Annotated in this window: 24 protein-coding genes; 11 read left to right on the top strand and 13 right to left on the bottom strand. The window is 71.8% G+C overall.

The window, feature by feature from the left end:
• On the top strand, positions 1-201 hold a 201-nt coding region (locus ACFXI4_RS31380), incomplete at its 5' end, for a hypothetical protein (RefSeq protein ID WP_384997239.1).
• A gap of 475 nt (positions 202-676) precedes the next feature.
• On the top strand, positions 677-1,723 hold the full coding sequence (gene trpS / locus ACFXI4_RS31375) for a tryptophan--tRNA ligase (RefSeq protein ID WP_384997237.1): 1,047 nt from the start codon (positions 677-679) through the stop codon (positions 1,721-1,723).
• Positions 1,724-1,776: 53 nt separating this feature from the next.
• On the opposite strand, the gene proC is transcribed toward trpS, so the two are convergent.
• The 7 genes from proC to ACFXI4_RS31340 all read right to left on the bottom strand — a co-directional run bounded on the left by proC (position 1,777) and on the right by ACFXI4_RS31340 (position 6,540).
• Positions 1,777-2,589, bottom strand: coding sequence for a pyrroline-5-carboxylate reductase (gene proC, locus ACFXI4_RS31370; RefSeq protein WP_384997235.1), 813 nt, complete (start codon positions 2,587-2,589; stop codon positions 1,777-1,779).
• 68 nt (positions 2,590-2,657) lie between these two features.
• Positions 2,658-3,440 (bottom strand): ABC transporter permease, encoded by a 783-nt coding sequence (locus ACFXI4_RS31365; protein WP_384997233.1) that lies wholly within the window; start codon positions 3,438-3,440, stop codon positions 2,658-2,660.
• The gene (locus ACFXI4_RS31360; RefSeq protein WP_384997231.1) at positions 3,437-4,246 is read right to left on the bottom strand and encodes an ABC transporter ATP-binding protein; all 810 of its coding nucleotides are present in this window, start codon (positions 4,244-4,246) and stop codon (positions 3,437-3,439) included. The genes ACFXI4_RS31365 and ACFXI4_RS31360 overlap by 4 nt, the downstream gene beginning before the upstream one ends.
• Before the next feature lie 106 nt (positions 4,247-4,352).
• A complete protein-coding gene (locus ACFXI4_RS31355; RefSeq protein WP_384997229.1) occupies positions 4,353-5,156 on the bottom strand; it encodes a class I SAM-dependent methyltransferase in 804 nt (267 codons plus the stop codon).
• Between the two features lie 85 nt (positions 5,157-5,241).
• Positions 5,242-5,760 (bottom strand): EamA/RhaT family transporter, encoded by a 519-nt coding sequence (locus tag ACFXI4_RS31350; RefSeq protein ID WP_384997227.1) that lies wholly within the window; start codon positions 5,758-5,760, stop codon positions 5,242-5,244.
• 49 nt (positions 5,761-5,809) lie between these two features.
• Positions 5,810-6,130, bottom strand: coding sequence for an SH3 domain-containing protein (locus tag ACFXI4_RS31345; RefSeq protein ID WP_384997255.1), 321 nt, complete (start codon positions 6,128-6,130; stop codon positions 5,810-5,812).
• A gap of 86 nt (positions 6,131-6,216) precedes the next feature.
• Complete coding sequence (locus ACFXI4_RS31340; RefSeq protein WP_384997225.1) at positions 6,217-6,540, bottom strand: SH3 domain-containing protein; 324 nt, start codon at positions 6,538-6,540, stop codon at positions 6,217-6,219.
• 181 nt (positions 6,541-6,721) lie between these two features.
• Here ACFXI4_RS31340 and ACFXI4_RS31335 point away from each other — a divergent pair, with 181 nt between their 5' ends.
• Positions 6,722-8,827 (top strand): PQQ-binding-like beta-propeller repeat protein, encoded by a 2,106-nt coding sequence (locus ACFXI4_RS31335; RefSeq protein WP_384997223.1) that lies wholly within the window; start codon positions 6,722-6,724, stop codon positions 8,825-8,827.
• Between the two features lie 69 nt (positions 8,828-8,896).
• Here ACFXI4_RS31335 and ilvD read toward each other — a convergent pair whose 3' ends face one another.
• The 4 genes from ilvD to ACFXI4_RS31315 all read right to left on the bottom strand — a co-directional run bounded on the left by ilvD (position 8,897) and on the right by ACFXI4_RS31315 (position 13,377).
• Positions 8,897-10,750, bottom strand: a complete 1,854-nt coding sequence (gene ilvD, locus ACFXI4_RS31330; protein WP_384997221.1) for a dihydroxy-acid dehydratase — start codon at positions 10,748-10,750, stop codon at positions 8,897-8,899.
• A 109-nt stretch (positions 10,751-10,859) separates the two neighbouring features.
• Entirely contained in the window at positions 10,860-11,486 is a 627-nt protein-coding gene (locus ACFXI4_RS31325; RefSeq protein ID WP_362725029.1) for a TetR family transcriptional regulator, read from the bottom strand.
• Positions 11,483-12,313: a sugar phosphate isomerase/epimerase gene (locus tag ACFXI4_RS31320; protein WP_362725032.1), complete on the bottom strand. Its 831-nt coding sequence runs from the start codon at positions 12,311-12,313 to the stop codon at positions 11,483-11,485. The genes ACFXI4_RS31325 and ACFXI4_RS31320 overlap by 4 nt, the downstream gene beginning before the upstream one ends.
• A 131-nt stretch (positions 12,314-12,444) precedes the next feature.
• Positions 12,445-13,377: a Ppx/GppA family phosphatase gene (locus tag ACFXI4_RS31315; RefSeq protein WP_384997219.1), complete on the bottom strand. Its 933-nt coding sequence runs from the start codon at positions 13,375-13,377 to the stop codon at positions 12,445-12,447.
• Between the two features lie 84 nt (positions 13,378-13,461).
• Here ACFXI4_RS31315 and ACFXI4_RS31310 point away from each other — a divergent pair, with 84 nt between their 5' ends.
• Positions 13,462-14,319, top strand: coding sequence for a hypothetical protein (locus ACFXI4_RS31310; protein WP_362725036.1), 858 nt, complete (start codon positions 13,462-13,464; stop codon positions 14,317-14,319).
• Between the two features lie 123 nt (positions 14,320-14,442).
• Here the strand turns inward: ACFXI4_RS31310 and ACFXI4_RS31305 are convergent, their stop codons facing one another.
• Complete coding sequence (locus ACFXI4_RS31305) at positions 14,443-16,122, bottom strand: hypothetical protein (protein ID WP_384997216.1); 1,680 nt, start codon at positions 16,120-16,122, stop codon at positions 14,443-14,445.
• Positions 16,123-16,329: 207 nt separating this feature from the next.
• Between ACFXI4_RS31305 and radA the strand changes: the two genes are divergently transcribed.
• Positions 16,330-17,739 (top strand): DNA repair protein RadA, encoded by a 1,410-nt coding sequence (gene radA / locus ACFXI4_RS31300; protein ID WP_384997214.1) that lies wholly within the window; start codon positions 16,330-16,332, stop codon positions 17,737-17,739.
• Positions 17,740-17,819: 80 nt separating this feature from the next.
• Complete coding sequence (gene disA / locus ACFXI4_RS31295) at positions 17,820-18,944, top strand: DNA integrity scanning diadenylate cyclase DisA (RefSeq protein ID WP_362729327.1); 1,125 nt, start codon at positions 17,820-17,822, stop codon at positions 18,942-18,944.
• 180 nt (positions 18,945-19,124) lie between these two features.
• Here disA and ACFXI4_RS31290 read toward each other — a convergent pair whose 3' ends face one another.
• Complete coding sequence (locus tag ACFXI4_RS31290; RefSeq protein WP_384997212.1) at positions 19,125-19,964, bottom strand: hypothetical protein; 840 nt, start codon at positions 19,962-19,964, stop codon at positions 19,125-19,127.
• Between the two features lie 254 nt (positions 19,965-20,218).
• On the opposite strand from ACFXI4_RS31290, the gene ACFXI4_RS31285 reads away from it, so the two are divergent.
• The 5 genes from ACFXI4_RS31285 to cseC all read left to right on the top strand — a co-directional run bounded on the left by ACFXI4_RS31285 (position 20,219) and on the right by cseC (position 24,683).
• Positions 20,219-21,094 (top strand): A/G-specific adenine glycosylase, encoded by an 876-nt coding sequence (locus ACFXI4_RS31285; RefSeq protein ID WP_384997210.1) that lies wholly within the window; start codon positions 20,219-20,221, stop codon positions 21,092-21,094.
• A 267-nt stretch (positions 21,095-21,361) separates the two neighbouring features.
• Positions 21,362-21,901, top strand: a complete 540-nt coding sequence (locus ACFXI4_RS31280; RefSeq protein WP_362724934.1) for a SigE family RNA polymerase sigma factor — start codon at positions 21,362-21,364, stop codon at positions 21,899-21,901.
• Positions 21,889-22,557 (top strand): hypothetical protein, encoded by a 669-nt coding sequence (locus ACFXI4_RS31275; RefSeq protein WP_384997207.1) that lies wholly within the window; start codon positions 21,889-21,891, stop codon positions 22,555-22,557. The genes ACFXI4_RS31280 and ACFXI4_RS31275 overlap by 13 nt, the downstream gene beginning before the upstream one ends.
• A gap of 30 nt (positions 22,558-22,587) precedes the next feature.
• Complete coding sequence (gene cseB / locus ACFXI4_RS31270; RefSeq protein WP_362724940.1) at positions 22,588-23,292, top strand: two-component system response regulator CseB; 705 nt, start codon at positions 22,588-22,590, stop codon at positions 23,290-23,292.
• 11 nt (positions 23,293-23,303) lie between these two features.
• Positions 23,304-24,683, top strand: a complete 1,380-nt coding sequence (gene cseC, locus ACFXI4_RS31265; RefSeq protein WP_384997205.1) for a two-component system sensor histidine kinase CseC — start codon at positions 23,304-23,306, stop codon at positions 24,681-24,683.
• Positions 24,684-24,915: the final 232 nt, after the last annotated feature.

Here is a 24,915-nt window from a genome sequence, read left to right as displayed (position 1 = left end):
GGCACGCTGTTGAGTTCTCAAGGAACGGTCGCTTCCTTTGTACTCACCCTCTCGGGCTTTCCTCCGGGCTTCCCTTCGGTCTTGCGTTTCCGACTCTATCAGACCGTTTTCCGATCCGATTTCCTCGGTGCTTTCCAGGTTCCCGCTTTCGCGATTCCCTTTCCGGCGTTTCCGACTCTATCAGATCCTTTCGGCGTCTGATCCCCGGTCAGCGGGTGTTGTCTTCGCGGCTGTTGGGCCGTTCCGACGAGTGAGACTTTAGCGGATTCCCGGCCGCCGACGCTAATCGGGGGCCGCGTCCTTTCGAACGTGGATTCCTTCATTTCGCACATACGCATGCCAAAACAAGGCGACGACGAATCGTCGACTGCTGGCAGGTACTTACGGAATGGCTGTCCGGGGACCGACCGGAGTCGGCGCTCACGTCGGACAACCCGGAGAACATTACGTAACCGGCTGGGGTGTGTCAACTCGCGGCGGGACAGAGCCCCTGGGCGTATCGTGGGCGGCATGACTACGCGTACGTGCACCCAGCTGTGGTGGGCCGCCTGACGGCGGCCGCGTTCACGTACGCATTCAACGGCCGCCGCCTCGGCGGCCGTTCGTGTATCTCCCTCCGGAACCTCTGAGGGTCGGCCGCTCGGGGCGGCGGCTCCGACCAGGAGGTGGAGAAGGAATGACACGGGTCTTCAGCGGGATCAAGCCGACCGGGCACCTGACGCTGGGGAACTACCTGGGGGCCATGCGGCAGTGGGCCGCCGTGGACCAGCACCAGGCCGACTCCCTGTTCTGCATCGTCGATCTGCACGGGATGACCGTGGACCACGATCCGGCCCGGCTGCGCCGGCTCACCCGGCAGGCGGCGACCCTGCTGCTGGCATCCGGGCTCGATCCGCAGTTGTGCACCGTGTTCGTACAGAGTCACGTCGACGAGCACACCCGGCTTTCGTACCTCATGGAGTGCGTGGCGACCGACGGGGAGATGCGGCGCATGATCCAGTACAAGGAGAAGGTCGCCGGCGAGGCGGTGCGCGGGCGGGGTGTACGGCTGTCCCTGCTGACGTATCCGGCGCTGATGGCGGCGGACATCCTGGCGTACGGGGCGGACGAGGTGCCGGTCGGGGACGACCAGGCGCAGCACGTGGAGCTGACCCGGGATCTCGCGGTGCGGTTCAACCAGCGCTACGGGCATACGTTCGTGGTGCCGAAGGCGACCGTGCCGACGGTTGCCGCGCGCGTGATGAACCTGCAGGACCCGACGTCGAAGATGGGCAAGAGCGACGACTCCGGAGCGGGCGTCGTCTATCTGCTCGACGAACCGGAGGTGATCCGCAGGAAGATCATGCGGGCCGTGACGGACAGCGGGCAGGACGTCGTCTACGACCGGGAGGGGCGGCCCGGGGTCGCGAATCTGCTGGAGATTCTCGCTGCGTGCACGGGCGGGAACCCTGAGTCACTGGCAGCCGTTCACGATTCGTACGGCGCTCTGAAGCGGGCCACCGCGGAGGCGGTGCTGGACGTACTCGGTCCCGTGCAGGCCAGGCACAAGGAGTTGTGCGTCGACCCGGGATATGTGGAGGAGGTGCTGCGGCATGGGGCGGAGAAGGCTCGGGCGATCGCCCGGCCGATCGTCGATACGGCATGTCGGGCGATCGGGTTGTTGCCGCCAGGTGCCTTCTCGGAGGCTGCCGCGGCCCGGCCCGTGGTGGACGCGGTCCGCTAGGCGCCCGGCAGTTCCCTCACTCCCCCGTAACCGCAGTCCCCTGTGACTCCGCCTCAGTCCTTCTTTCCTGAGGCGAGTTCGCGGCTGCGGTCGCGGGCGGCTTCGAGGGCGGCGATGAGGGCGGCACGTACGCCGTGGTTCTCCAGTTCGCGGATGGCGTTGATGGTGGTGCCGGCCGGCGAGGTGACGTTCTCCCGGAGCTTGACGGGGTGTTCGCCGCTGTCGCGGAGCATCACGGCGGCGCCGATCGCGGACTGGACGATGAGGTCGTGGGCCTTGTCGCGAGGCAGGCCGAGCAGGATGCCGGCGTCGGTCATGGCCTCGACCAGGTAGAAGAAGTACGCCGGGCCCGAGCCCGACAGGGCGGTGCAGGCGTCCTGCTGGGACTCGGGGACCTGGAGGGTCTTGCCGACGGCACCGAAGATCTCCTCGGCGGTGGCGAGGTGGGCGGCGGTGGCGTGGCTGCCGGCGGAGATGACGGACATGGCCTCGTCGACGAGGGCGGGGGTGTTCGTCATGACACGGACGACCGGGGTGCCGGTGGCGAGGCGCTCCTCGAAGAAGGAGGTGGGGATGCCCGCCGCGCCGCTGATGACGAGACGGTCGGCGGGGATGTGCGGGACGAGTTCGTCGAGGAGGGTGCCCATGTCCTGTGGCTTGACCGTGAGGATCAGGGTGTCGGCGGTCTTCGCGGCCTCGGCATTGGTGACCGGGGCGACTCCGTGGCGGACGCGGAGTTCTTCGGCGCGTTCGGGGCGGCGGGCGGTGACCAGGAGGTCGGCGGGTGCCCAGCCGGCCCGGATCATTCCGCTGAGCAGGGCTTCGCCAATCTTGCCGGTGCCGAGGACTGCGACTTTCTGACTCATACGGTTCAGTCTGGCACCGGGGGTGGCGGGCGGGGGGCGGTTGTCCGCTGGGCGGACGTCGGCGGTGGCTATGCCGTGCGTCGCCTGAGGGTGGCCGCTCCCAGGGTGAGCACCAGCAGGGCGCAGCCGGCGACGATCAGGACGTCCCTGAGGAAGGTGGCGGTCATGTCCGTGTGGTGGAGGACTTCGTTCATGCCGTCCACGGCGTAGGACATGGGCAGGACGTCGGAGAGGGCTTCGAGGGCGGGGTGCATCTGGGAACGGGGCGTGAAGAGGCCGCAGAGGAGGAGCTGGGGGAAGATCACCGCCGGCATGAACTGGACCGCCTGGAATTCCGAGGCCGCGAAGGCCGAGACGAAAAGACCGAGGGCCGTGCCGAGCAGGGCGTCGAGCAGGGCGACCAGGAGCAGCAGCCAGGGCGAGCCGGTGACGTCGAGGCCGAGGAACCAGACGGCCAGGCCGGTGGCGAGGGCCGACTGGATGATCGCGAGGATGCCGAAGGCGAGGGCGTAGCCGGCGATGAGGTCGGCTTTGCCGAGTGGCATGGAGAGGAGGCGTTCGAGGGTGCCGGAGGTGCGCTCGCGGAGGGTGGCGATGGAGGTCACCAGGAACATCGTGATGAGCGGGAAGATGCCGAGGAGCGAGGCGCCGATGTTGTCGAAGGTGCGCGGGCTGCCGTCGAAGACGTAGCGGAGCAGGACCAGCATCAGACAGGGGATGAGCAGGAGCAGCGCGATCGTGCGGGGGTCGTGGCGGAGCTGGCGCAGCACGCGGGCGGCGGTGGCGGTGGTGCGGGCCGGGTTGAGGGCGCTGACGGGGGCGGTCGTGGTGGTGGCCGGCTGAGTGGTCATCGTGCGTTTTCCTTCGAGCGGGAGGTGGTGGCCGCTTCGTCGACGAGGTGCAGGAAGGCCGCCTCGACCGTGTCGGAGCCGGTGCGGGTGCGGAGGGCCTCGGGGGTGTCGTCGGCGAGGATCTCGCCCTCGCGCATGAGGAGGAGGCGGTGGCAGCGCTCGGCCTCGTCCATGACGTGGGAGGAGATGAGGAGGGTGGCGCCCCGGCTGGCGGTGATGGAGTGGAAGAGCTGCCAGAGGTCGCGGCGCAGGACGGGGTCGAGGCCGACGGTGGGTTCGTCGAGGACGAGGAGTTCGGGGGTGCCGAGCAGGGCCACGGCGAGGGATACGCGGCTGCGCTGGCCGCCGGAGAGGTTGCCGGCGAGGGAGTCGGCGTGGCTGGTGAGGTCGACTTCGCCGAGGACGCGTTCGACGTCGGCGCGGCGGTCGGAGGCGGGGCGGGTGGGGTCGAGGATCGAGCCGAAGTAGTCGAGGTTCTGGCGGATGGTCAGGTCGTCGTAGACGGAGGGGGCCTGGGTGACGTAGCCGATGCGGGTCCGGAGGGTGGGGTGGCCGGCGGGGTGTCCCAGGACGTTCAGGGTGCCGGTGACCTTGGCCTGGCTGCCGACGATGGCTCGCATCAGGGTCGACTTGCCGCATCCGGAGGGTCCGAGCAGGCCGGTGATCTGGCCGCGGGGGACGGTGAAGTCGAGACCGCGCAGGACGGTTCGGGGGCCGCGGACGGCGGTGAGGCCGGTGGCCTGGACGGCGGGGGGCAGGGCTGAGTTGCCGGGGGCCTGGGGCGGCTCCGGCGAGTAATTCACCATGCGATGAATAATGCTCGGGACGGGTGGAGGCGTCAAGACCGCGCGACCGGCCCTCGACCGGCCCGCGGCAGGGTCGCCGCTGCGGGCCGGCGGAGGCCGGCAGGGCTCAGGTGTTGAGGGCGACGAGCAGGAGGACGTCGTACGTCTCCTCGACGATGCCGTCGGGGAAGGCCCGCAGGAGGTGGGCACGTTCGTCCGTGAAGAAGTCGGTGCGGCGGTCCTCGGGGGTGAGCAGGAACGCCGAGTGGCTGCCGATGTTGGCGAGATGGGTGTCGAGGGGGATGCGGCGGCTCCAGCGGACCTCGCGGCGGGTGAAGCGGAGGCGTCCGCTGGGATCGGCCAGTTCCGTGCGGTCGGCCGCCTTGCGCTTCTCGGCGGCGGCGTCCACGCCGAAGAACCGGCTCATCCGCTCGTTCTGTCCGGCGATCCACTCGATGTCGAGGGCGTCGGTGTTCCACCACAGTGCGATCGCGCCGCCGGGACGCAGCACGCGGAGCGCCTCGGGCACGGAGCGGGCCGGGTCGGTCCAGTGCCAGGCCTGGGCGTAGGTGAGGAAGTCGGCGGTGTCGTCGGCGAGCGGAAGGGCGTTGCCGTTGCCGCGGACGAGCGGCACGCCGGGGAGCGTGCGGTGGAGCTGTGCCGCCATGCCCTCACCCGGCTCCACCGCGACCACGTCCGCGCCGCGCGCGTGCAGGACCGCGGTCGCGATGCCGGTGCCCGCGCCGACGTCGACCACCCGGGCGCCGGTGAGGGAGCGGCCGGCCTCTTCCTCGACGGCGTCGAGCAGGGCGGGCGGATAGGAGGGGCGGTTCGCGGCGTACTGGGCCGCGGCGGCGTTGAAGGAGTGCGCGCGGGTGGCGTGCGAGGGAGCGGGGGTGTGGTCCGGGGGGCGCGGCTGGCTTGTGGTCATACAGCCATGGTCCCGGGGGCGGGGCGGAAGGCGACACGGGATATCGCCGGGCCCGCGCGGACACCCTTCGGCATGCCGGACGGTCTCAGCGCTTCCGCTTCTTCTTCGAGGGGTTGCCCGTGCGGCGAGTGGTGCGGCGTTCGTGTTCCTGGACGGCGGTCTCGTACTCGGCGCGCTGGAGTCGCTCGCCCGGGGCCTCCACCAGGGAGCGGAAGAAGTAGGCGAGGAGGGAGCCGACGAATCCGATGGCGAGGAGGCCGCGCAGGGAGGCCTGGCGTTCGGGGTCGGGGCGCTTGCCGAAGGACTCCCAGGTGTTCCGGAAGGCCAGGGCGCTGCAGATGGCGAACATCGCGACGACCAGGACCGTGACGAAGGACCCGGTGTCGGCGAGTTGCAGGCCCTCGTAGGCGAGGCGGAGAACCAGGCAGGAGGCGACGGCGGCGGCGAGCGATCCCACGGCCAGGCCGATGCGGCGGAGGATGTAGCCGTCGTCGTGGTGGACCCAGGACGTGCCGAAGAAACGGAGGGGCTCGGGGCGGGGACCGCTCGGGGCCTCGCCGGCGGAGCCCGCGGGGGTGTCCGGGGTGCCTGGTTCGTCGCTCACGGGACGATTATGGCGCCGGTGGCCGCGGGCTCCGGGTCGGGGTGACCGGTCAGGCGCAGCGGTCGGCCACGTAGCCGTCGCTGCCGGTGTGGACGTTGGTGTCAGAGACGAACTCGCCGTTGCTGATGTTGTCCCAGATGTTCGAGGTGCCGTAGTAGCCGGCCACCGTCGTGCCGGGTGTCTGGCAGTAGATCGGCACCTTGGCTCCCTCGGGCAGGACCCGGGTGATGTCGTAGCTGGTGCCCGGGCCGCTGCGGACGTTCAGGCGAAGGCCCGGGGCGACGTCGTAGTAGCGGATGCTGGCGGCGGCGTTCGCCGTGGCGGCGGAGCCGAGGAGCATGAGGAAGGCGCCGCCGGCGGCTGCCGTCATGAGGGTGGATCTGCGTCTGAGCGATGTCATACGAGTCCTCCGGAGTCCGAAGACCGTGTCAGGTGAAGCCGAACCGCGAGACCGGTTCAGGCGCAGCGGTCGGCCACGTAGCCGTCGCTGCCGGTGTGGACGTAGGCGTCCGAGACGTATTCGCCGTTGTCGATGTTGTCCCAGATGTTCGAGGTGCCGTAGTAGCCGGCCACCGTCGTGCCGGGTGTCTGGCAGAAGATCGGGACGCGAGTGCCCTCGGGGAGGGTCCGGGTGATGTTGTAGCCGGTGCCCGGACCGCTGCGGACGTTGAGGCGGACGCCGGGGGCGACCGCGTACGTCTTCACGGATGATGCCGCCAGCGTTGCGACGGCCTCGTCCTCACCGCCGCCCTCGGCTTCCTGCACTTGGTCGACAGACACTTGTAGCTCCCCCCACTGAACCCATGAGTGCCATGGAGTCCCGTTGATTCCCCTGAATCGAGCCACGAAACACATGTCCGTAACTCGCACGCGGAGGCTAGCAAGCCGCCTCTGTATCGCACGAGTCATCGACTAGGCTCCGTGCGTCGCGCGCCGCGAAGAACAGCACGGGGGTGATCCCATGACGCCACAGCGCAACACCGGAGCGGGCGCGGAAGCGGAACTTCCCGAGTACGCCGGGCACTACCGCCTGGAATCCTGCCTGGGTTCAGGCGGGATGGGCGTTGTGCACCTGGCCCGTAGCACCTCGGGGCTGAAACTCGCCGTGAAGGTCGTGCACGCCGAGTTCGCCAAGGACCGTGAATTCAGGGGTCGTTTCCGGCAGGAGGTGGCCGCTGCGCGGAAGGTCAGCGGTGCCTTCACTGCGCCTGTCGTGGACGCCGATCCGGAGGCCGCGCGGCCCTGGATGGCCACCCTCTTCATTCCCGGCCCGACCCTCTCCGAGCAGGTGAAGCGGAACGGCCCCATGTCTTCAGCCCAGTTGCGCCGGCTGATGGCCGGGCTCGCGGAGGCACTGCGCGACATTCACCGGGTCGGGGTGGTGCACCGGGATCTCAAACCGAGCAATGTGCTGCTCGCCGAGGACGGTCCGAAAGTCATCGACTTCGGTATTTCCCGGCCGAAGGACAGTGAACTGCGGACCGAGACAGGGAAGTTGATCGGTACGCCGCCGTTCATGGCGCCGGAGCAGTTCCGGCGGCCCCGTGAGGTGGGGCCGGCCGCCGACATCTTCGCGCTCGGGTCGGTGCTGGTGCATGCGGCCACCGGACGCGGGCCGTTCGACTCCGACAGCCCCTACGTCGTCGCCTACCAGGTCGTGCATGACGAGCCCGACCTCACCGGCATGCCGGAGGAACTGGCTCCGCTGGTGCTGCGCTGTCTCGCCAAGGAGCCCGAGGACCGGCCGACGCCCGACGAGATGATGCGGGAACTGCGGTCGTTGTCGGCGTCGTACGACACGCAGGCGTTCATACCGGCGCAGCGGATCAAGGACGACCACGACGACACGCCCGAGGAGGCACCGGCCGCCGTTCCGGAGAGGAAGGCGGGTAAGGCGACGAGACGGCGGATGGCCTTCGCCGCCGGGACGGCTGTTCTGGTCCTGGGCGGCGTGCTCGCCTCGGCGCTGTGGCCGGGTAACGACCGTCCGGCCCCTGTCGGCGGCACGGTGCGCGGTTCCGCCGACGCGTTCGAAGCCTGGCAGACGGCGGCCGCGGCCAAGGACGGCTCGGGGATGCCTCAATGCGTCGGCGGCGCCGGGAGACTGCTGTGCTTGCGGTCGGGGCTGGCCTTCGCCCTCGACTCCGCGAACGGCCGTCTGCTGTGGCGGCACAGGGTCGCGGACGAACGAACCAGCGGCTCGCCCTCCCTGTCGGGCGGGCTCCTGCTGGTGCCGACGGACGGCGGCCGGCGGGTGGAGGCGCTGGACCCCGCTTCGGGTTCGTCGCGCTGGAAGCAGCACCTGCCCACGGCTCAGGGCATGGAGATCACCCGGAGCATGGTGTTGATCGTCGCGGCCGACGGGGTCATCACCGGCCTCGACAGCAAGTCCGGCGACACCAGGTGGAGCATGCCCGTCCACGGCAGCGTCACCCCGTCCCTGGGTTCGTTCGCCGGGGATCCATGGGCGTACGCGACCAGTACCTCCGCCGACGGAACGCACACCCTGGTCACCGCGCTGGACCCGGACACCGGCGCGAAGCGCTGGGATGCCCGGCTCGCCGGGGATCTCAGGCCGCTCGGCAGCGCGGGCGGGTCCCTGTTCCTGCTGTCCGTGAAGACCTCGTCCGGTGCGACGGACGCGGTGGTGCGCTACGAGCCGGACGCCAAGGCGGCCCGCCGGGTGGCGCTGCCCGTTCCCCGGTTGGCGCCGGGTGCCGCCGTACGCGGCGATGTCGTCTATCTGCTGTCCGCCGGTGGCTCGCTGGAGGCCGTGGACCTGGAGAACGGCAACCGGCTCTGGGGGCTCCAGACCTCGGTGAGCCGGGGCTCGGCGCCCGTGGCCGACGACCGGTACGTCTACTTCACGGCGGCGGACGGACGGCTGCTCGCCGTCGACGCGCACAAGGGGACCCTCGTGGGCCAGACTCCGGCGCGTCTGGGCACCAACGGCGACCAGGTCACCGCCTCGCTGCCCGCCCCCCTGATCCTCCGCACCCACGTCTACGCCACCGCCCCCGACGGCACCGTCTTCGCCGTGGGGGCGGAGGATCCCCTCGTCTGGTGAGGACGTACGGCGACAGGGGGCGCCCCCTTGCGGGAGGCGCCCCCTGTCGCGTGGGTCGGACGGCCGGTGTCAGCCGAGCTTCGTCACGTCGCGGACCGCGCCGCGGTCCGCGCTGGTGGCCATCGCCGCGTAGGCCCGCAGGGCGGCCGAGACCTTGCGCTCGCGGTTCTTCGGGGCGTAGACGCCGTTCAGGGCCTGCTCGCGGCGGGCCAGCTCGGTGTCGTCGACGAGGAGCTCGATCGTGCGGTTCGGGATGTCGATGCGGATGCGGTCGCCGTCCTCGACGAGGGCGATGGTGCCGCCCGAGGCCGCCTCCGGGGAGGTGTGGCCGATCGACAGGCCCGAGGTGCCGCCGGAGAAGCGACCGTCGGTGATCAGCGCGCAGGTCTTGCCGAGGCCGCGGCCCTTGAGGAAGGACGTCGGGTAGAGCATCTCCTGCATGCCGGGGCCGCCCTTGGGGCCCTCGTAGCGGATGACGACCACGTCGCCGTGCGTGATCTGCTTGTTGAGGATCTTCTCGACGGCCTCTTCCTGCGACTCGCAGACGACCGCCGGGCCCTCGAAGGTCCAGATCGACTCGTCGACGCCGGCCGTCTTCACCACGCAGCCGTCGACGGCGAGGTTGCCCTTGAGGACCGCGAGGCCGCCGTCCTTGGAGTAGGCGTGCTCGACGCTGCGGATGCAGCCTTCCGCCGCGTCCTCGTCCAGGGCCTCCCAGCGCTCGGACTGGGAGAACGCCTCGGAGGAGCGGACGCAGCCCGGGGCCGCGTGCCACAGTTCCACCGCCTCGGGGGACGGGGAGCCGCCACGCACGTCCCACGTCTTCAGCCAGTCCGCGAGGGAGGGGCTGTGGACGGAGTGCACGTCCTCGTTGAGGAGGCCGCCGCGGTGCAGTTCGCCGAGGAGGGCGGGGATACCGCCGGCGCGGTGCACGTCCTCCATGTAGTACGTGCGGGTCTTCGCGACGTTCGGGGCCACCTTGGCCAGGCAGGGCACCCGGCGCGAGACCTCGTTGATCTCCTCCAGACCGAAGGGGACGCCCGCCTCCTGGGCGGCGGCCAGCAGGTGCAGGATCGTGTTGGTGGAGCCGCCCATCGCGATGTCCAGCGCCATGGCGTTCTCGAACGCGGCGAAGGTCGCGACACTGCGGGGCAGGACCGTGTCGTCGTCCTGCTCGTAGTAGCGGCGGGTGATGTCCATGACCGTGCGGGCGGCGTCGACGTACAGCTGCTTACGGGCCGTGTGGGTCGCCAGGACCGAGCCGTTGCCCGGGAGCGAGAGACCGATGGCCTCGGTCAGGCAGTTCATCGAGTTGGCGGTGAACATGCCGGAGCAGGAGCCGCAGGTCGGACAGGCGTTCTCCTCGATACGGAGGATGTCCTCGTCCGAGATCTTGTCGTTCACGGCGTCGGAGATCGCGTCGACCAGGTCGAGGGTGCGGACCGTGCCGTCGACGAGGGTGGCCCGGCCGGCCTCCATGGGGCCGCCGGAGACGAAGACCGTGGGGATGTCGAGCCGCAGCGCCGCCATCAGCATGCCCGGCGTGATCTTGTCGCAGTTGGAGATGCAGACCAGGGCGTCGGCGCAGTGCGCCTCGACCATGTACTCGACCGAGTCGGCGATCAGGTCGCGGGAAGGCAGGGAGTACAGCATGCCGCCGTGGCCCATCGCGATGCCGTCGTCCACGGCGATCGTGTTGAACTCGCGCGGGATGCCGCCCGCCTCCTTGATCGCCTCGCTGACGATCCGGCCGACCGGCTGGAGGTGGGTGTGGCCCGGCACGAACTCCGTGAAGCTGTTGGCGACCGCGATGATCGGCTTGCGGCCGATGTCCGCGCCCGGTACACCGGAGGCGCGCATAAGGGCGCGGGCGCCCGCCATGTTGCGGCCGTGGGTGACTGTGCGGGACCTCAGCTCGGGCATCGTCGCTCGCTCCTTCAGGCAGATAGGGCTGTCATCGAGCGTACGCCCGTTGCCCAGGCTTCGGGACGAGGTGTCCGGGATGCGGGACGGGTGTCTCGCCGGTCCGGCCTCACGGCCCGGTCAGATGCCCCTGCACCACCGGGGCCACCCGCGCCACGATCTGCTCCAGGTCCGCCGACGCCAGCGGCTCCAGCTTGATCACGTACCGCAGCATCGCGCATCCCACCAGCTGGGCGGCGGCCAGTTCGGCGCGCAGTGACGCGTCCGGGAGGTCCAGCTGCTCGGCGAGACGGCGCAGCAGCTGGGCGGCGATCAGCCGGCGGAAGACGGCAGCGGCCGTCTCGTTGTTCACGGCCGAGCGGAGGATCGCCAGCAGCGGGGTACGGGTGGTGGGGTTCTCCCAGATACCGAAGACGAAGCGGGTCAGGCGCTCGCCGACGCCGTCCACCGGGCCGTCGGCGATCGCGACGGGCGCGTCCAGCGCCGGGGCGAAGGCGACCGAGATGGCGGCCTCGAAGACCTGTTCCTTGGTGCCGAAGTAGTGGTGGACGAGGGCCGAGTCGACGCCGGCGGCCTTGGCGATGCCGCGGACGGACGTCTTGTCGTACCCGAGTTCGGAGAACTCCTCGCGGGCGGCGACGAGGATACGGTCCCGGGTGTCCGCCGACTCGGCGCGCGGGGGGCGGCCACGGCGGCGGGGGCCTGTCCCGTTGCCGGCCGGAGCGGTGCCGGTCACCGGCGGGGCACCTGCACCGCCGAGGCCAGGTGCAGGCGGGTGAAGGCCAGGGCCTCCGCGAGGTCGGCCTCGCGCTCGGCTCCGGACATCGCGCGCCGGGTGTTCACCTCGATGACCACATGCCCGTCGAAGCCGGTGAGCGCCAGGCGCTCCAGGAGCTCGGCGCAGGGCTGGGTGCCACGGCCGGGCACCAGGTGCTCGTCCTTGGCGGAGCCGCGGCCGTCGGCGAGGTGGACGTGGCCGAGCCGGCCCGCCATCCGGTCGAACATGGCCAGCGCGTCCGTGCGGGAGGTCGCGGCATGGCTGAGGTCGATCGTGAAGTGCCGGTAGTCGTCCTTGGTGACGTCCCAGTCGGGGGCGTACGCGAGCATCTCGCGGTCGCGGTAGCGCCAGGGGTACATGTTCTCCACCGCGAACCGGACGTCCGTCTCGTTCGCCATGCGCCAGACCCCCTCGACGAAGTCGCGGGCGTACTGGCGCTGCCAGCGGAACGGCGGGTGGACGACGACCGTGTCCGCACCCAGCTTCTCGGCGGCGGCCCGGGCCCGCTGGAGCTTGACCCAGGGGTCGGTGGACCAGACCCGCTGGGTGATCAGCAGACAGGGGGCGTGCACGGCGAGGATCGGGATCCGGTGGTAGTCGCTCAGCCTGCGCAGGGCCTCGATGTCCTGGCTGACCGGGTCGGTCCACACCATGACCTCGACGCCGTCGTAGCCGAGGCGCGCGGCGATCTCGAAGGCCGTCGCCGTCGACTCCGGATAGACGGAGGCCGTGGAGAGCGCGACCTTCGCATCCGGGATACGGACGACGTCCCTTGGTTCTGCCACGAGGGACAGGTTACGGGGTGCGGTCGGGTGGGAGCGGGGTGCGTCTTCGCCGGTGTGACGATCGTCGCGTCCGGGCTGGGGCCGGGCGCCCGCACGCCGTCGCGGACCGCCCGCGCTCCCCGCGGGGGCGGCTAGGCCGAACCCATGTGGTCGAGGCGCCGCAGGATGATGCCCTCCCGCAGCGCCCACGGGCACACCTCCACCGTCTCGACCCCGAACAGGTCCATCGCGGCCTCCGCCACCAGCGCGCCCGCCACCAGCTGGCCCGAGCGGCCCTCGGAGACCCCGGGGAGCGCGCTGCGCTGGGCCGTGTCCATGGCCGCCAGCCTCGGCACCCAGGTCTCCAGGGAGCTGCGCTTGAGCTCGCGCTGGACGTAGAGGCCGTCGGCGGAGCGGGCCGCGCCGGCGATACGGGCCAGTTGCTTGAAGGTCTTGGACGTGGCGACCACGTGGTCGGGGGCGCCGAAGCGGCTGAACTCGCCGACCGTACGCGCGATCTCGGCCCGTACATGGCGGCGCAGAGCCCGTATGTCGTCCGAGGCCGGCGGGTCGCCGGGCAGCCAGCCGGCGGTGAGCCGGCCGGCGCCGAGCGGCAGTGAGACGGCCGTGTCCGGCTCCTCGTCGATGCCGTACGCGATCTCCAGGGAGCCGCCCCCGATGTCCAGGACCAGCAGCTTTCCGGCCGACCAGCCGAACCAGCGGCGTACCGCGAGGAACGTCAGCCGGGCCTCGTCGGCACCGGTGAGGACCTGAAGTTCGACGCCGGTCTCGGCCTTCACGCGCGCGAGCACGTCGTCGGCGTTGCTGGCCTCGCGCACCGCGGAGGTGGCGAACGGCAGCAGGTCCTCGACGCCCTTGTCCTCCGCGGCCTGGAGGGCCTCGTGGATGACACCGATCAGTTTCTCGACGCCGTCGGGACCGATCGCGCCGTTGCCGTCGAGGAGTTGGGCAAGGCGCAGATCCGCCTTGTGCGAGTGCGCGGGCAGCGGGCGTGCGCCGGGGTGCGCGTCCACCACCAGCAGATGCACCGTGTTGGATCCCACGTCGAGGACACCGAGTCTCATGTACGGAACGCTACTGCCAGGTGGCCGGGAACCCATCCTTGGAGGGCGTCCCCGAAGCGACCTCGCGCGACTTACCCTGTACAGGTGCCAAAGACGAAAAAGACGAAGGACCACAAGGGCGCCAAATCCGCCGACGGTTCTTCTCGGGTGAAGCCACCGAAGAAGTCGAAGACGTCACAGCAGGCTCCGGCAGGCGACGAGAAGGGCCTCGACTTCGCGCGCGCATGGGTGGAGTTCCCGGATCCGGCGGACGACGAGCAGGTGTTCCGCTGTGATCTGACGTGGCTGACCTCCCGTTGGAACTGCATCTTCGGCAGCGGCTGCCAGGGCATCCAGGCGGGCCGCGCGGACGACGGCTGCTGCTCCCTGGGGGCGCACTTCTCGGACGAGGACGACGAGAAGCGGGTCGCCGATCATGTGTCGAGGCTCACGCCGGACGTCTGGCAGCACCACGCCGAGGGCACGCGGAACGGCTGGGTCTCGGAGGACGAGGAAGGCTCCCGCCAGACCCGCCCGTACAACGGCTCGTGCATCTTCCAGAACCGGCCCGGCTTCGCGGGCGGCGCGGGCTGCTCGCTGCACATCCTGGCGCTGCGGGAGGGCCGCGAGCCGCTGGAGACCAAGCCGGACGTCTGCTGGCAGCTCCCGATCCGCCGCACGTACGACTGGATCGACCGGCCCGACGACACGCGTGTCCTGCAGGTCTCGATCGGCGAGTACGACCGCAGGGGCTGGGGTCCGGGCGGCCACGACCTGCACTGGTGGTGCACGTCGGCGACCTCGGCACACGGCGCGGGCGACCCGGTCTACGTCTCCTACCGCCCGGAACTGACCGAACTGATGGGCAAGGCCGGCTACGACCGCCTGGCGGAACTCTGCGAGCAGCGCCTGGCTTCCCGGCTGCCGCTGGTGGCCCCGCATCCGGCGGACCCGACGGACTGAGGCACTTCTCGGGGGCGCGGCGCGCCCTTTCGGGGGCGCTGGGGGCACCGCCGGCCGCAGGCTGGGGGAGGTACTGCGCGACCAGCCACGTCGGGCGCGCGCCCGCAGCCGCACCGCATCCCGTCACGGACCGGCTGGCGCTCCCGCGCTCTCACTCTCCGTCGGCGAGGCCGACCCCGTAGGGCTCGGCGTGTCCGATTCGGTCGGGGTCGGTGTGGACGTCGGCTCGCTCGGCGAAGGCGTCGGCTCGGCGGAGGCCGACCCGGTGGGCGTCGGCGTCGGCCGGGCCGGAGGCGTCGGCCCCCGCTTCACCGGCGGAGCCGTCCCGTAGCCGTCGATCGACACCACCGCCCCGGCCGGCGCCACCGCCACCCGCGCGCTCCAGTGCCCGGCGGGCTCCCGCAGATGATCGACGTAAACCCTGACCGTGAGCGACTCGCCCGGCCGGAGCGTTCCGGAGGACCGCGAGAAGTACAGCCATCCCGCCGAGGTGGACACCGACCACCGCATCGGCGCGTCCCCGCCCGCCACGAGCGTGATCAGCGTCGTGTCGCCGTCGTTCGCGGCCGTCACCCCGAGGTGCCCGGCGCCGGCCTTCGTCCGGTCGCCGCCGGCGACGCCGACCACCTCCACCGAGACGTCGGCCTTGCCGTCCTTCCCGATCCGCGGGCCGGGTCTGGTGCCGGCGTTCCCGGCGTTCTCGTAGCCCCCGGCGTCGCCGCCGGCCAGCGTGTCGGGGCCGGAGGCCTCGCGGGCGGTCACGGACGGCCCCTCGTGGCTCTCCCCCGCCGGCGAACCCCGGTACGCCGCCCACAGGGCCAGCACCGGTGCCGCCACCACGGTGGCGACGACGGTCGTCGTGACCGCACGCGCGCGCAGCCGGTCGCGGCGGGCCGCGCGGTCCTTGGGGTCCATCGGGAAACCGCGCCGGTCGAAGCGCGGCACGGCGCCGCCCCGCGCGCGCGGGGGGTGCGCCATCGCCAGGTGCAGGGCCGCTCGGGGCGCCTCCAGGACCGGCAGCTCGGCGGGTGTGCTGATCGTGCCGGGCCACCGGCCGGGGGCCGCGCGTTCCGCGGTGCGGCGGCAGCGCGGGCAGTCGTCGACGTGCCGGACCAGTTCGCGGCGCAGGGCGCTGCTCAGCACCAGCTGGCTGTCCCCGGTGAGGTGGGACACGCTGGGGCAGCCGCCGGTCTCGACGACCGCGAGCGCCGCCCGGGTGCGTTCCACCTCGCAGGCGGCGGAGGCGAGCAGCTCACGGGCGCCGGCCAGGTCCATGCCGAGGACGGCGGCGACCTCGTCGGCGGCGAGGTGGTGGCGTACGGCGAGTTCGAGCGCCTCGCGCTGCTCCGGGGTGGTGCCGGCGGCCTCGGGCCAGGCGAGCTGGGCGAGTTCACCGCGCCGCCGCTCCTCGGTCTCGGCGGCGGCCGGCGGTTCGGGGGCGGTGGGCCGGCCCGCCGCATGGGTGGCCTGACGTTTCTGCCTGGCCTCGGCCAGCCCGCGCAGACAGGCCCAGCGGGCCAGCGCGTACAGCCAGGCCCTGCGGTCCGCGCCGCCCTCAGGGACGCGCTGGCCGCGGCGCTCGGCGACGGCGAGGGCGTCCCCGAGGGCGGAGGTCGCCGCGTCGTGGTCGCACAGCACCGAGAGGCAGTACGTGAACAGCCCGTCCAGGTACGGCTCGTAGCGCGCCGGAGGTCGCTGCGCCAGCGCACGCGCCGCCGTACGATCGCGCGCTTCACGCGCCCCCCGGTGCGCCCGGTGCGCGCCGGTCATGCGGGTCGAGGTTTCCGGGCTGCTGCTCATCACCCGTGCGACCGTAGGCGGCGGCGTAACGTCCCTTCTGGCACCTTGAGCACTTTTAATCCGTACGGGTGAAACGATCCCTCATAAGGGGACATGAACCCGTTGTCCCGCGGCTCGTTCCCGATCAGGTACGGCCGGTACCCGTCCCTCCGCATCCGTCACGGGCGCCACCACGGCCCCGCTGTCAGTGGCGGGGGCTACGGTTTCCGCATGGCTGCCCGTACCAAGACCGCGAAAGACCGTCCGTCGTACCGCTGCACCGAGTGCGGCTGGCAGACGGCCAAGTGGCTCGGCCGCTGCCCCGAGTGCCAGGCCTGGGGGACGGTCGAGGAGTACGGCACCCCCGCGGTCCGCACCACGGCGCCCGGCCGGGTCACCACCTCCGCGGTGCCCATCGGCGAGGTCGACGGCCGCCGGGCCACCGCGCGCCCGACCGGCGTGCCGGAGCTGGACCGGGTGCTGGGCGGCGGCCTGGTCCCCGGCGCGGTCGTCCTGCTGGCCGGCGAGCCCGGCGTCGGCAAGTCCACCCTCCTGCTCGACGTGGCGGCCAAGTCGGCGAGCGAGGAGCACCGCACGCTCTATGTCACCGGCGAGGAGTCGGCGAGCCAGGTCCGGCTGCGCGCCGACCGCATCGGCGCCATCGACGACCACCTCTATCTCGCCGCCGAGACCGATCTGGCCGCCGTCCTCGGCCACTTGGACGCGGTCAAGCCCTCGCTGCTGATCCTGGACTCCGTCCAGACGGTCGCGTCCCCCGAGATCGACGGCGCGCCCGGCGGCATGGCCCAGGTGCGGGAGGTGGCCGGGGCGCTCATCCGCGCCTCCAAGGACCGGGGCATGTCGACCCTCCTGGTGGGCCATGTCACCAAGGACGGCTCGATCGCCGGTCCCCGCCTCCTCGAACACCTCGTGGACGTCGTGCTGCACTTCGAGGGCGACCGGCACGCGCGCCTGCGGCTCGTGCGGGGCGTCAAGAACCGCTACGGCACGACGGACGAGGTCGGCTGCTTCGAACTGCACGACGAGGGCATCACGGGCCTGGCCGACCCGAGCGGACTCTTCCTGACACGACGTGACGAACCGGTCCCGGGGACCTGTCTGACGGTCACCCTCGAGGGCCGCCGTCCGCTGGTCGCCGAGGTCCAGGCGCTGACCGTGGATTCCCAGATCCCCTCCCCCCGCCGCACCACCTCCGGCCTGGAGACCTCCCGGGTCTCGATGATGCTGGCGGTGCTGGAGCAGCGCGGGCGGATCAGCGCGCTCGGCAAGCGGGACATCTACTCCGCGACCGTGGGCGGCGTGAAGCTCTCGGAGCCCGCGGCCGACCTGGCGATCGCCCTCGCCCTGGCCTCCGCCGCGAGCGACACCCCGCTCCCCAAGAACCTGGTCGCCATCGGCGAGGTCGGCCTCGCGGGCGAGGTCAGACGGGTCACCGGCGTCCAGCGCAGGCTCGCGGAGGCGCACCGTCTGGGCTTCACGCACGCGCTCGTACCGAGCGATCCCGGCAAGATCCCGGCGGGCATGAAGGTCCTGGAAGTCGCGGACATGGGGGACGCGCTGCGGGTGCTGCCGCGGTCCCGTCGCCGAGAGGCCCCACGGGAGACGGAGGAGCGCCGGTAGACTTTGCCCTGGTCTCGCCCGTCCGTACGAACCGCGTGCGGGTGCGGGAGCGCTTCAGAACCTGCGACCGGAGGAGTGCAGTGGCAGCCAACGACCGGGCAACGGCTCCCGGAAAGTCCGGTGGGAGTGCCGGTTCCGATGGCCTGATGCGCGCCTCGCTGAGCGCCGTGGCTCCGGGCACGTCGATGCGCGACGGCCTGGAGCGGGTCCTCCGCGGCAACACCGGCGGGCTCATCGTCCTCGGCTTCGACAAGACGGTCGAGACGATGTGCACGGGCGGTTTCGTCCTTGATGTCGAGTTCACGGCGACCCGGCTGCGCGAGCTGTGCAAGCTCGACGGCGGAATCGTGATCTCCTCCGACCTGTCGAAGATCCTCCGTGCGGGTGTCCAGTTCGTACCGGACGCGACGATCCCCACCGAGGAGACGGGCACCCGCCACCGCACGGCCGACCGCGTCTCCAAGCAGGTCGGGTTCCCGGTGGTCTCGGTCTCGCAGTCGATGCGGCTGATCGCGCTCTACGTCGACGGGCAGCGCCGTGTCCTGGAGGACTCGGCGGCGATCCTCTCCCGCGCGAACCAGGCGCTGGCGACCCTGGAGCGGTACAAGCTCCGCCTGGACGAGGTCGCGGGAACGTTGTCAGCGCTGGAGATCGAGGACCTGGTGACGGTCCGCGACGTCTCGGCCGTCGCCCAGCGACTGGAGATGGTCCGCCGCATCGCCACCGAGATCGCCGAGTACGTCGTCGAACTGGGCACCGACGGGCGGCTGCTCGCGCTCCAGCTGGACGAGCTGATCGCCGGTGTCGAGCCCGAGCGCGAGCTGGTGGTCCGGGACTACGTCCCCGAGCCCACGGCCAAACGCTCCCGCACCGTCGACGAGGCGCTCTACGAGCTGGACGCGCTGAGCCACGCGGAGCTGCTGGAACTGCCGACGGTGGCGCGGGCACTGGGGTACACGGGTTCCCCGGAGGCGCTGGACTCGGCGGTGTCGCCGCGCGGCTTCCGGCTGCTGGCGAAGGTTCCGCGGCTGCCCGGGGCGATCATCGACCGGCTGGTGGAGCACTTCGGGGGCCTGCAGAAACTGCTCGCGGCGAGCGTGGACGACCTGCAGACCGTGGACGGGGTCGGCGAGGCGCGGGCGCGCAGCGTCCGGGAGGGCCTGTCGAGGCTGGCGGAGTCGTCGATCCTCGAACGCTACGTGTAGCTCCGCTGGTGAGGCTGGTCACTCCGCCGGCTAGGCGGTCCGCTCGGCCACGGGCCGGTGGGGGCTTGTCGCGCAGTTCCCCACGCCCCTGACGGGGCGCGCGGCTGCGGGCAGTCGTGCCGCTGGGGCGGCACGGGTGGGCGCAGCGGCACCCGCCCGGCGCCGGTAGGCCCCCACGCCCTAGTCCGCCGCCAGGACGAAAGACGCCTGGGCCTTCGTGAAGCCCGGTGTCGCGGCTTCCAGCAGATACGTGCCCGACCCCGCCGATCCCGCCGAAGGCGTCGCGCACTGGGGAGCGCTCGGCCTGCGGTCCCACTTCAGCGTGTAGGTGATGCTGCTGCCCGCCGGCACGCGGTACCAGCGGGTCGCCGTCGTCCTCGGGCAGTCCGCCGACGACCAGTAGATGTCGTCCGCGCTGGCCGGCGTGATCGTCAACACCGCGTTCTTCGGTCCGAGATCGACCTTGCAGTCGCTGGACGACCGGTTCTTGGCGGTGAGTTCGAAGGTCGGCGTCTGCTCCGGCGAGTAGGAGTTGTGCAGGCTCTTCAGGCTCAACGACACAGACTGCGCCGTGCAGTTGGGGAGGGTGGAGGTTCCCGGCAGCGAGGCGACCGTACCGCCGGAGCCCGAGGTGACATCCCCCGAGCCCGACGAGGCACCCGAGGACCCGCCGGAACCGGACGACGAACCGTCACCCGGCCCGTCCGAACTCCCGCCGCCGGAACCGGAACCGGAGCCGGTGCTCGCGCCGGACGACGCGCCACCGCCACCGCTCGACTCGTCCCGCCCGCCCGGCGCCTGGCTGATCGCCGGCCCGCTGCCGGACGGCCCCGGCGTGATCGTGGACGCGGGATTCTTGCCGTCCGCCCCGTCGTCGCCCTTCTTGCCGCCCCCGCCGCCCGACGTGACGATCCAGGTGATCAGCAGCGCCAGCACGGCGACGACGGACACCATGACGACCCTCCGTCGCCAGTAGATGGAGGAGGGAAGCGGCCCGACCGGATTGCGCAGAGATCCCACGGCGCAAACTGTACGAGAGATCCACGCACTTCCTCGCCCCACCCGCCGCTCAAACCTCAACTTTTCCGGATCATCATTTCGGCAACTCCCCTCGGCACACTCCCTCTTCGCGTGACAGGCGGGCGGGGCGGGTCGGGAGAACCGGGCCCGGGGACGGGCGCCGGACACGCGGGCCCCGGACCGGCGGCCGCGCGGCCCCGCCGGGAAGCACGTCCAACCCAGCCGTGGCCGGACATGGCAGGATCGGAAGGGCCATGACTGAGAAGCTCCACGCCCCCGTGATCGCCTGGTTCGACGCCCATGCCCGTGACCTCCCCTGGCGCCGCCCGGAGGCGGGCCCGTGGGGTGTGATGGTCAGCGAGTTCATGCTGCAGCAGACCCCGGTCAGCCGGGTGCTGCCCGTCTACGAGCAGTGGCTGGCCCGCTGGCCGCGCCCCGCCGACCTCGCCGCCGAGGCGCCCGGCGAGGCGGTGCGCGCCTGGGGCCGGCTCGGCTATCCGCGCCGCGCCCTGCGGCTGCACGGCGCCGCCGTCGCCATAACGGAACGGCACGACGGCGACGTACCGACCGACCACGCGCAGCTGCTCGCGCTGCCGGGCATCGGCGAGTACACCGCCGCGGCCGTCGCCTCCTTCGCGTACGGGCAGCGGCACGCCGTGCTCGACACCAATGTGCGGCGGGTGTTCGCCCGGGCCGTGACCGGTGTGCGGTACCCGCCGAACGCCACCACCGCCGCCGAGCGGCGGCTCGCCCGCGAACTGCTGCCGGAGGACGAGCCGACCGCCGCCCGCTGGGCCGCCGCCTCCATGGAGCTGGGTGCGCTGGTGTGCACGGCGAAGAACGAGACGTGTCCGCGGTGCCCGATCGCCGGGGAGTGCGCCTGGCGGCTGGCCGGCAAGCCGGAGCACGACGGGCCGCCCCGGCGCGGGCAGACGTACGCCGGTACCGACCGGCAGGTGCGCGGCAAGCTGCTGGCGGTGCTGCGCGAGGCGTCCGCCCCCGTGCCGCAGGCGGCGCTCGACCGGGTGTGGCACGAGCCGGTGCAGCGGGCCCGCGCGCTGGACGGGCTGGTCTCCGACGGGCTGGTGGAGCCACTCTCGGGCGGCCTGTACCGGCTGCCGCTGGGCTGACGAACAGCCACATCGCAGCAGAGAGGGCCGTGTTACGGCCCCGCCCGCACGACAAATACCCCCATAACCGCCCATAGGACGAGGCTCGCTTACCCCGCGCCTACTTCCGTTACACAACCGACGGACAGCCGATTGCTACCCGCAGGCTGCTCCGCACAGCCCCGTGACAACCGGTCCGTAGCTTCGTTTCTGTGCCCGCCACGACCGCGGGACGGCAGGAACTCAGGCACAGGGCCGGGGAAAACGGGGATCGGGAGGCGGTTGATCATGGCGCAGGGCGAGGTGCTCGAATTCGAGGAGTACGTCCGCACGCGGCAGGACGCGCTGCTGCGCAGCGCCCGCCGCCTGGTCCCGGACCCGACGGACGCCCAGGACCTGCTCCAGACCGCGCTGGTCCGGACGTACGGCCGCTGGGAGACCATCGAGGACAAGCGGCTCGCGGACGCCTACCTGCGCCGGGTCATGATCAACACGCGCACCGAGTGGTGGCGGGCCCGGAAGCTGGAGGAGGTCCCGACCGAGCAGCTGCCCGACGCCAGCGTGGAGGACTCCACCGAGCAGCACGCGGACCGCGCGCTCCTCATGGACATCATGAAGGTACTTGCTCCGAAGCAGCGCAGTGTCGTGGTGCTGCGACACTGGGAGCAGATGTCCACGGAGGAGACGGCCGCCGCCCTCGGCATGTCGGCCGGAACGGTCAAGAGCACGCTGCACCGGGCGCTCGCCCGGCTCCGCGAGGAGCTGGAGTCACGCGACCTCGACGCACGCGCGCTGGAGCGTGAGGAGCGGGAGCGTTGCGCGGCCTGACCGGCACAGGGCCCAGACGGGGCCCGGCGAGTGCACAGGCGGTGAGTACGGCGGTGGCCGTGCTCATCGCCCTCGCCCTTTTCGCCGCCGCCTGCGGCACCGGCGGCACCGGCGCCCGGGACGAGGGTCCGGCGCACGCCGACTCGGCGCAGAAGGCCCCGGCCGCCGCCGTTCCCTCGCCCAACCCGTCCCAGACGTACGCGAAGGTCGACGCGGTCGCCCTCGTGAAGACCGATCCGGCGGTCTCCGCCACCGTGAAGCGGGACCTGAAGCCGTGCGCGGGCGACGAGTACCCGGTCGACGTCACCTATGGCGATCTGACCGGCGGCCCGGCCGAGGACATCGTCGTGAACGTACTGACCTGCGGGGACGCGGTCGGGGTGGGGGCGTACGTGTACCGCGAGGAGAGCGGCGCGTACAAGAACGTGTTCAAGGCCGAGGAGTCACCGGTCTACGCGGAGATCGACCGGGGAGACCTGAGCGTCACCAAGCAGGTGTACGAGAGGGGCGACCCGGTGTCGAGCCCGTCCGGCGAGAACGTGATCACCTACGGCTGGACCGCGGGGCGCTTCGTCCAGCAGGACTTCCACCACACCGACTACGGCAACGCGACCGGCAGCGGCAACGCCACGCCGGTCCCCTCACCCGCCGGCTGACCCCACCCCCCACCACACGAGAGAGCAGGGATGGCAGACCAGACCCACGTCCTGTTCGTCGAGGACGACGACGTCATCCGCGAGGCCACCCAGCTCGCCCTGGAGCGGGACGGCTTCGCGGTCACCGCCATGCCCGACGGGCTGTCCGGCCTGGAGGCGTTCCGGGCCGACCGGCCCGACATCGCCCTGCTGGACGTGATGGTGCCGGGCCTGGACGGGGTGAGCCTGTGCCGGCGCATCCGCGACGAGTCCACGGTGCCGGTGATCATGCTGTCGGCGCGCGCCGACTCCATCGACGTGGTGCTGGGTCTGGAGGCGGGCGCCGACGACTACGTCACCAAGCCGTTCGACGGCGCGGTGCTGGTCGCCCGGATCCGCGCCGTGCTGCGGCGCTTCGGGCACGCGAGCGGCGGCGACCGGCCGCACGAGGACACGGCTGAGGCGACCGGCGGCCCGCTGACCTTCGGCGAGCTGGAGATCGACACCGAGGGCATGGAGGTGCGCCGGGCCGGACAGCCGGTCGCGCTCACCCCGACCGAGATGCGGCTGCTCCTGGAGTTCTCCTCGGCACCGGGGACCGTGCTCTCCCGGGACAAGCTGCTGGAACGCGTCTGGGACTACGGCTGGGGCGGGGACACCCGGGTCGTCGACGTCCATGTGCAGCGGTTGCGTACGAAGATCGGCCAGGATCGCATCGAGACGGTCCGCGGTTTCGGTTACAAGCTGAAGGCCTGAGCGGGGCGGTCATGCGGGGGCTCATCAGATCCGTCAGGAGATCCGTCCAGCGGTCCGTCCGGCACCGCGGTCCGCGGCTGCGCACCGGGCTGCGGTGGAAGCTGAGCGCGGCGATCGCGCTGGTCGGCGCGCTGGTCGCGGTCGCGCTGAGCCTGGTGGTGCACAACGCCGCCCGGGTCTCGATGCTGGACAACGCGCGCGACCTGGCCAACGAACGGCTGCAGATCGCACAGCGCAACTACGAGCTGTACGGCCGGGCGAACTTCCCCGACGTGAAGGTCAACGACCCCGAGCTGCCGCCGGCGCTGCGTGAGCGGGTCGACGCGGGCCGCCGGGCGACCGACGTCATCGACCCGGGCAGCGGCGCGCCGGACATCTGGGCGGCGGTGCAGGCCAAGGACGGGCGGGTGCTGTCCCTGCACGGCACCTTCCCGAACCGCAGCAGCGACGTGCTCAAGGACCTCGACCAGGCCCTGGTCATCGGCTCCATCGCGGTCGTGCTCGGCGGCAGCGCGCTCGGCGTGCTGATCGGCGGGCAGCTCTCACGGCGGCTGCGCAAGGCGGCGGCCGCGGCCAACCAGGTCGCCCAGGGCGAACCGGACGTACGGGTGCGGGAGGCCATCGGCGGGTTCGTACGGGACGAGACCGACGACCTGGCGCGCGCGGTGGACGCCATGGCGGACGCGTTGCAGCAGCGGCTCGAGGCCGAGCGGCGAGTGACGGCCGACATCGCCCACGAGCTGCGTACGCCGGTGACCGGGCTGCTCACGGCCGCCGAACTGCTGCCTCCCGGCCGCCCGACCGAGCTGGTCCTGGACCGGGCGAAGGCGATGCGCACCCTCGTGGAGGACGTGCTGGAGGTGGCCCGGCTCGACAGCGCCTCCGAGCGGGCCGAGCTGCAGGACATCATGCTGGGCGATTTCGTCGCGCGGCGGGTGGCCGCGAAGGACCCGGCCATCGAGGTGCGGGTGGTGCACGAGTCGGAGGTCACCACCGATCCGCGCCGCCTTGAGCGGGTGCTGTTCAACCTGCTCGCCAACGCGGCCCGGCACGGCAGGCCGCCCATCGAGGTGACCGTCGAGGGCCGGGTCATCCGGGTCCGCGACCACGGCCCCGGCTTCCCCGAGAAGCTTCTGGCGGAGGGCCCGAGCCGCTTCCGCACCGGCAGCGAGGACCGCGCGGGCCAGGGCCACGGCCTGGGCCTGACCATCGCGGCCGGCCAGGCGCGCGTCCTGGGCGCCCGGCTGACCTTCCGCAACGTCCGGCCGGTGGGCGCGCCCGACCACATCCGCGCGGAGGGCGCGGTGGCCGTGCTGTGGCTCCCGGAACACGCCCCGACCGCCACAGGCAGCTACCCGATACTCCCGGGCCCGCCCCAAACCCACCGCTGACCCACCGAATCACCAGCTCCAGAGCCTCGGCGGCCACGGCCGGAGGTCGAAGCCTCGGCGGCTGCGGGTCCGAGGACGGAGCCTCGGCGGCCACGGATCCCAGCCCGACCGCGGCCGCGGCAGTCACGGGCCGCGGCTGATCAAGACGCGGCGGGCACGGGCCACGGCAGACAAGGAGCGTGGCGGGCACGGGCCACGGCAGGCCGAGGACATGGCCGGCGCGCGCCGGGAC

It is taken from the genome of Streptomyces sp. NPDC059224 (assembly GCF_042754285.1).
In the GTDB taxonomy this organism is placed as follows: Bacteria; Actinomycetota; Actinomycetes; order Streptomycetales; family Streptomycetaceae; genus Streptomyces.
Note: the sequence above shows the minus strand (reverse complement) of the source record. Positions and strands in the feature narration are given on the sequence as shown.

Bases quoted from the DNA above. Each gene is read 5' to 3' on its own strand.
- ACFXI4_RS31315 (WP_384997219.1), bottom strand. From the start codon at position 13,377: ATGAGACTCGGTGTCCTCGACGTGGGATCCAACACGGTGCATCTGCTG.
- trpS (WP_384997237.1), top strand. From the start codon at position 677: ATGACACGGGTCTTCAGCGGGATCAAGCCGACCGGGCACCTGACGCTG.
- radA (WP_384997214.1), top strand. From the start codon at position 16,330: ATGGCTGCCCGTACCAAGACCGCGAAAGACCGTCCGTCGTACCGCTGC.
- ACFXI4_RS31335 (WP_384997223.1), top strand. From the start codon at position 6,722: ATGACGCCACAGCGCAACACCGGAGCGGGCGCGGAAGCGGAACTTCCC.
- ACFXI4_RS31345 (WP_384997255.1), bottom strand. From the start codon at position 6,130: ATGACGGCAGCCGCCGGCGGCGCCTTCCTCATGCTCCTCGGCTCCGCC.
- proC (WP_384997235.1), bottom strand. From the start codon at position 2,589: ATGAGTCAGAAAGTCGCAGTCCTCGGCACCGGCAAGATTGGCGAAGCC.
- ACFXI4_RS31280 (WP_362724934.1), top strand. From the start codon at position 21,362: ATGGCGCAGGGCGAGGTGCTCGAATTCGAGGAGTACGTCCGCACGCGG.
- ACFXI4_RS31360 (WP_384997231.1), bottom strand. From the start codon at position 4,246: ATGGTGAATTACTCGCCGGAGCCGCCCCAGGCCCCCGGCAACTCAGCC.
- cseB (WP_362724940.1), top strand. From the start codon at position 22,588: ATGGCAGACCAGACCCACGTCCTGTTCGTCGAGGACGACGACGTCATC.
- ACFXI4_RS31365 (WP_384997233.1), bottom strand. From the start codon at position 3,440: ATGACCACTCAGCCGGCCACCACCACGACCGCCCCCGTCAGCGCCCTC.
- ilvD (WP_384997221.1), bottom strand. From the start codon at position 10,750: ATGCCCGAGCTGAGGTCCCGCACAGTCACCCACGGCCGCAACATGGCG.
- ACFXI4_RS31355 (WP_384997229.1), bottom strand. From the start codon at position 5,156: ATGACCACAAGCCAGCCGCGCCCCCCGGACCACACCCCCGCTCCCTCG.
- cseC (WP_384997205.1), top strand. From the start codon at position 23,304: ATGCGGGGGCTCATCAGATCCGTCAGGAGATCCGTCCAGCGGTCCGTC.
- ACFXI4_RS31285 (WP_384997210.1), top strand. From the start codon at position 20,219: ATGACTGAGAAGCTCCACGCCCCCGTGATCGCCTGGTTCGACGCCCAT.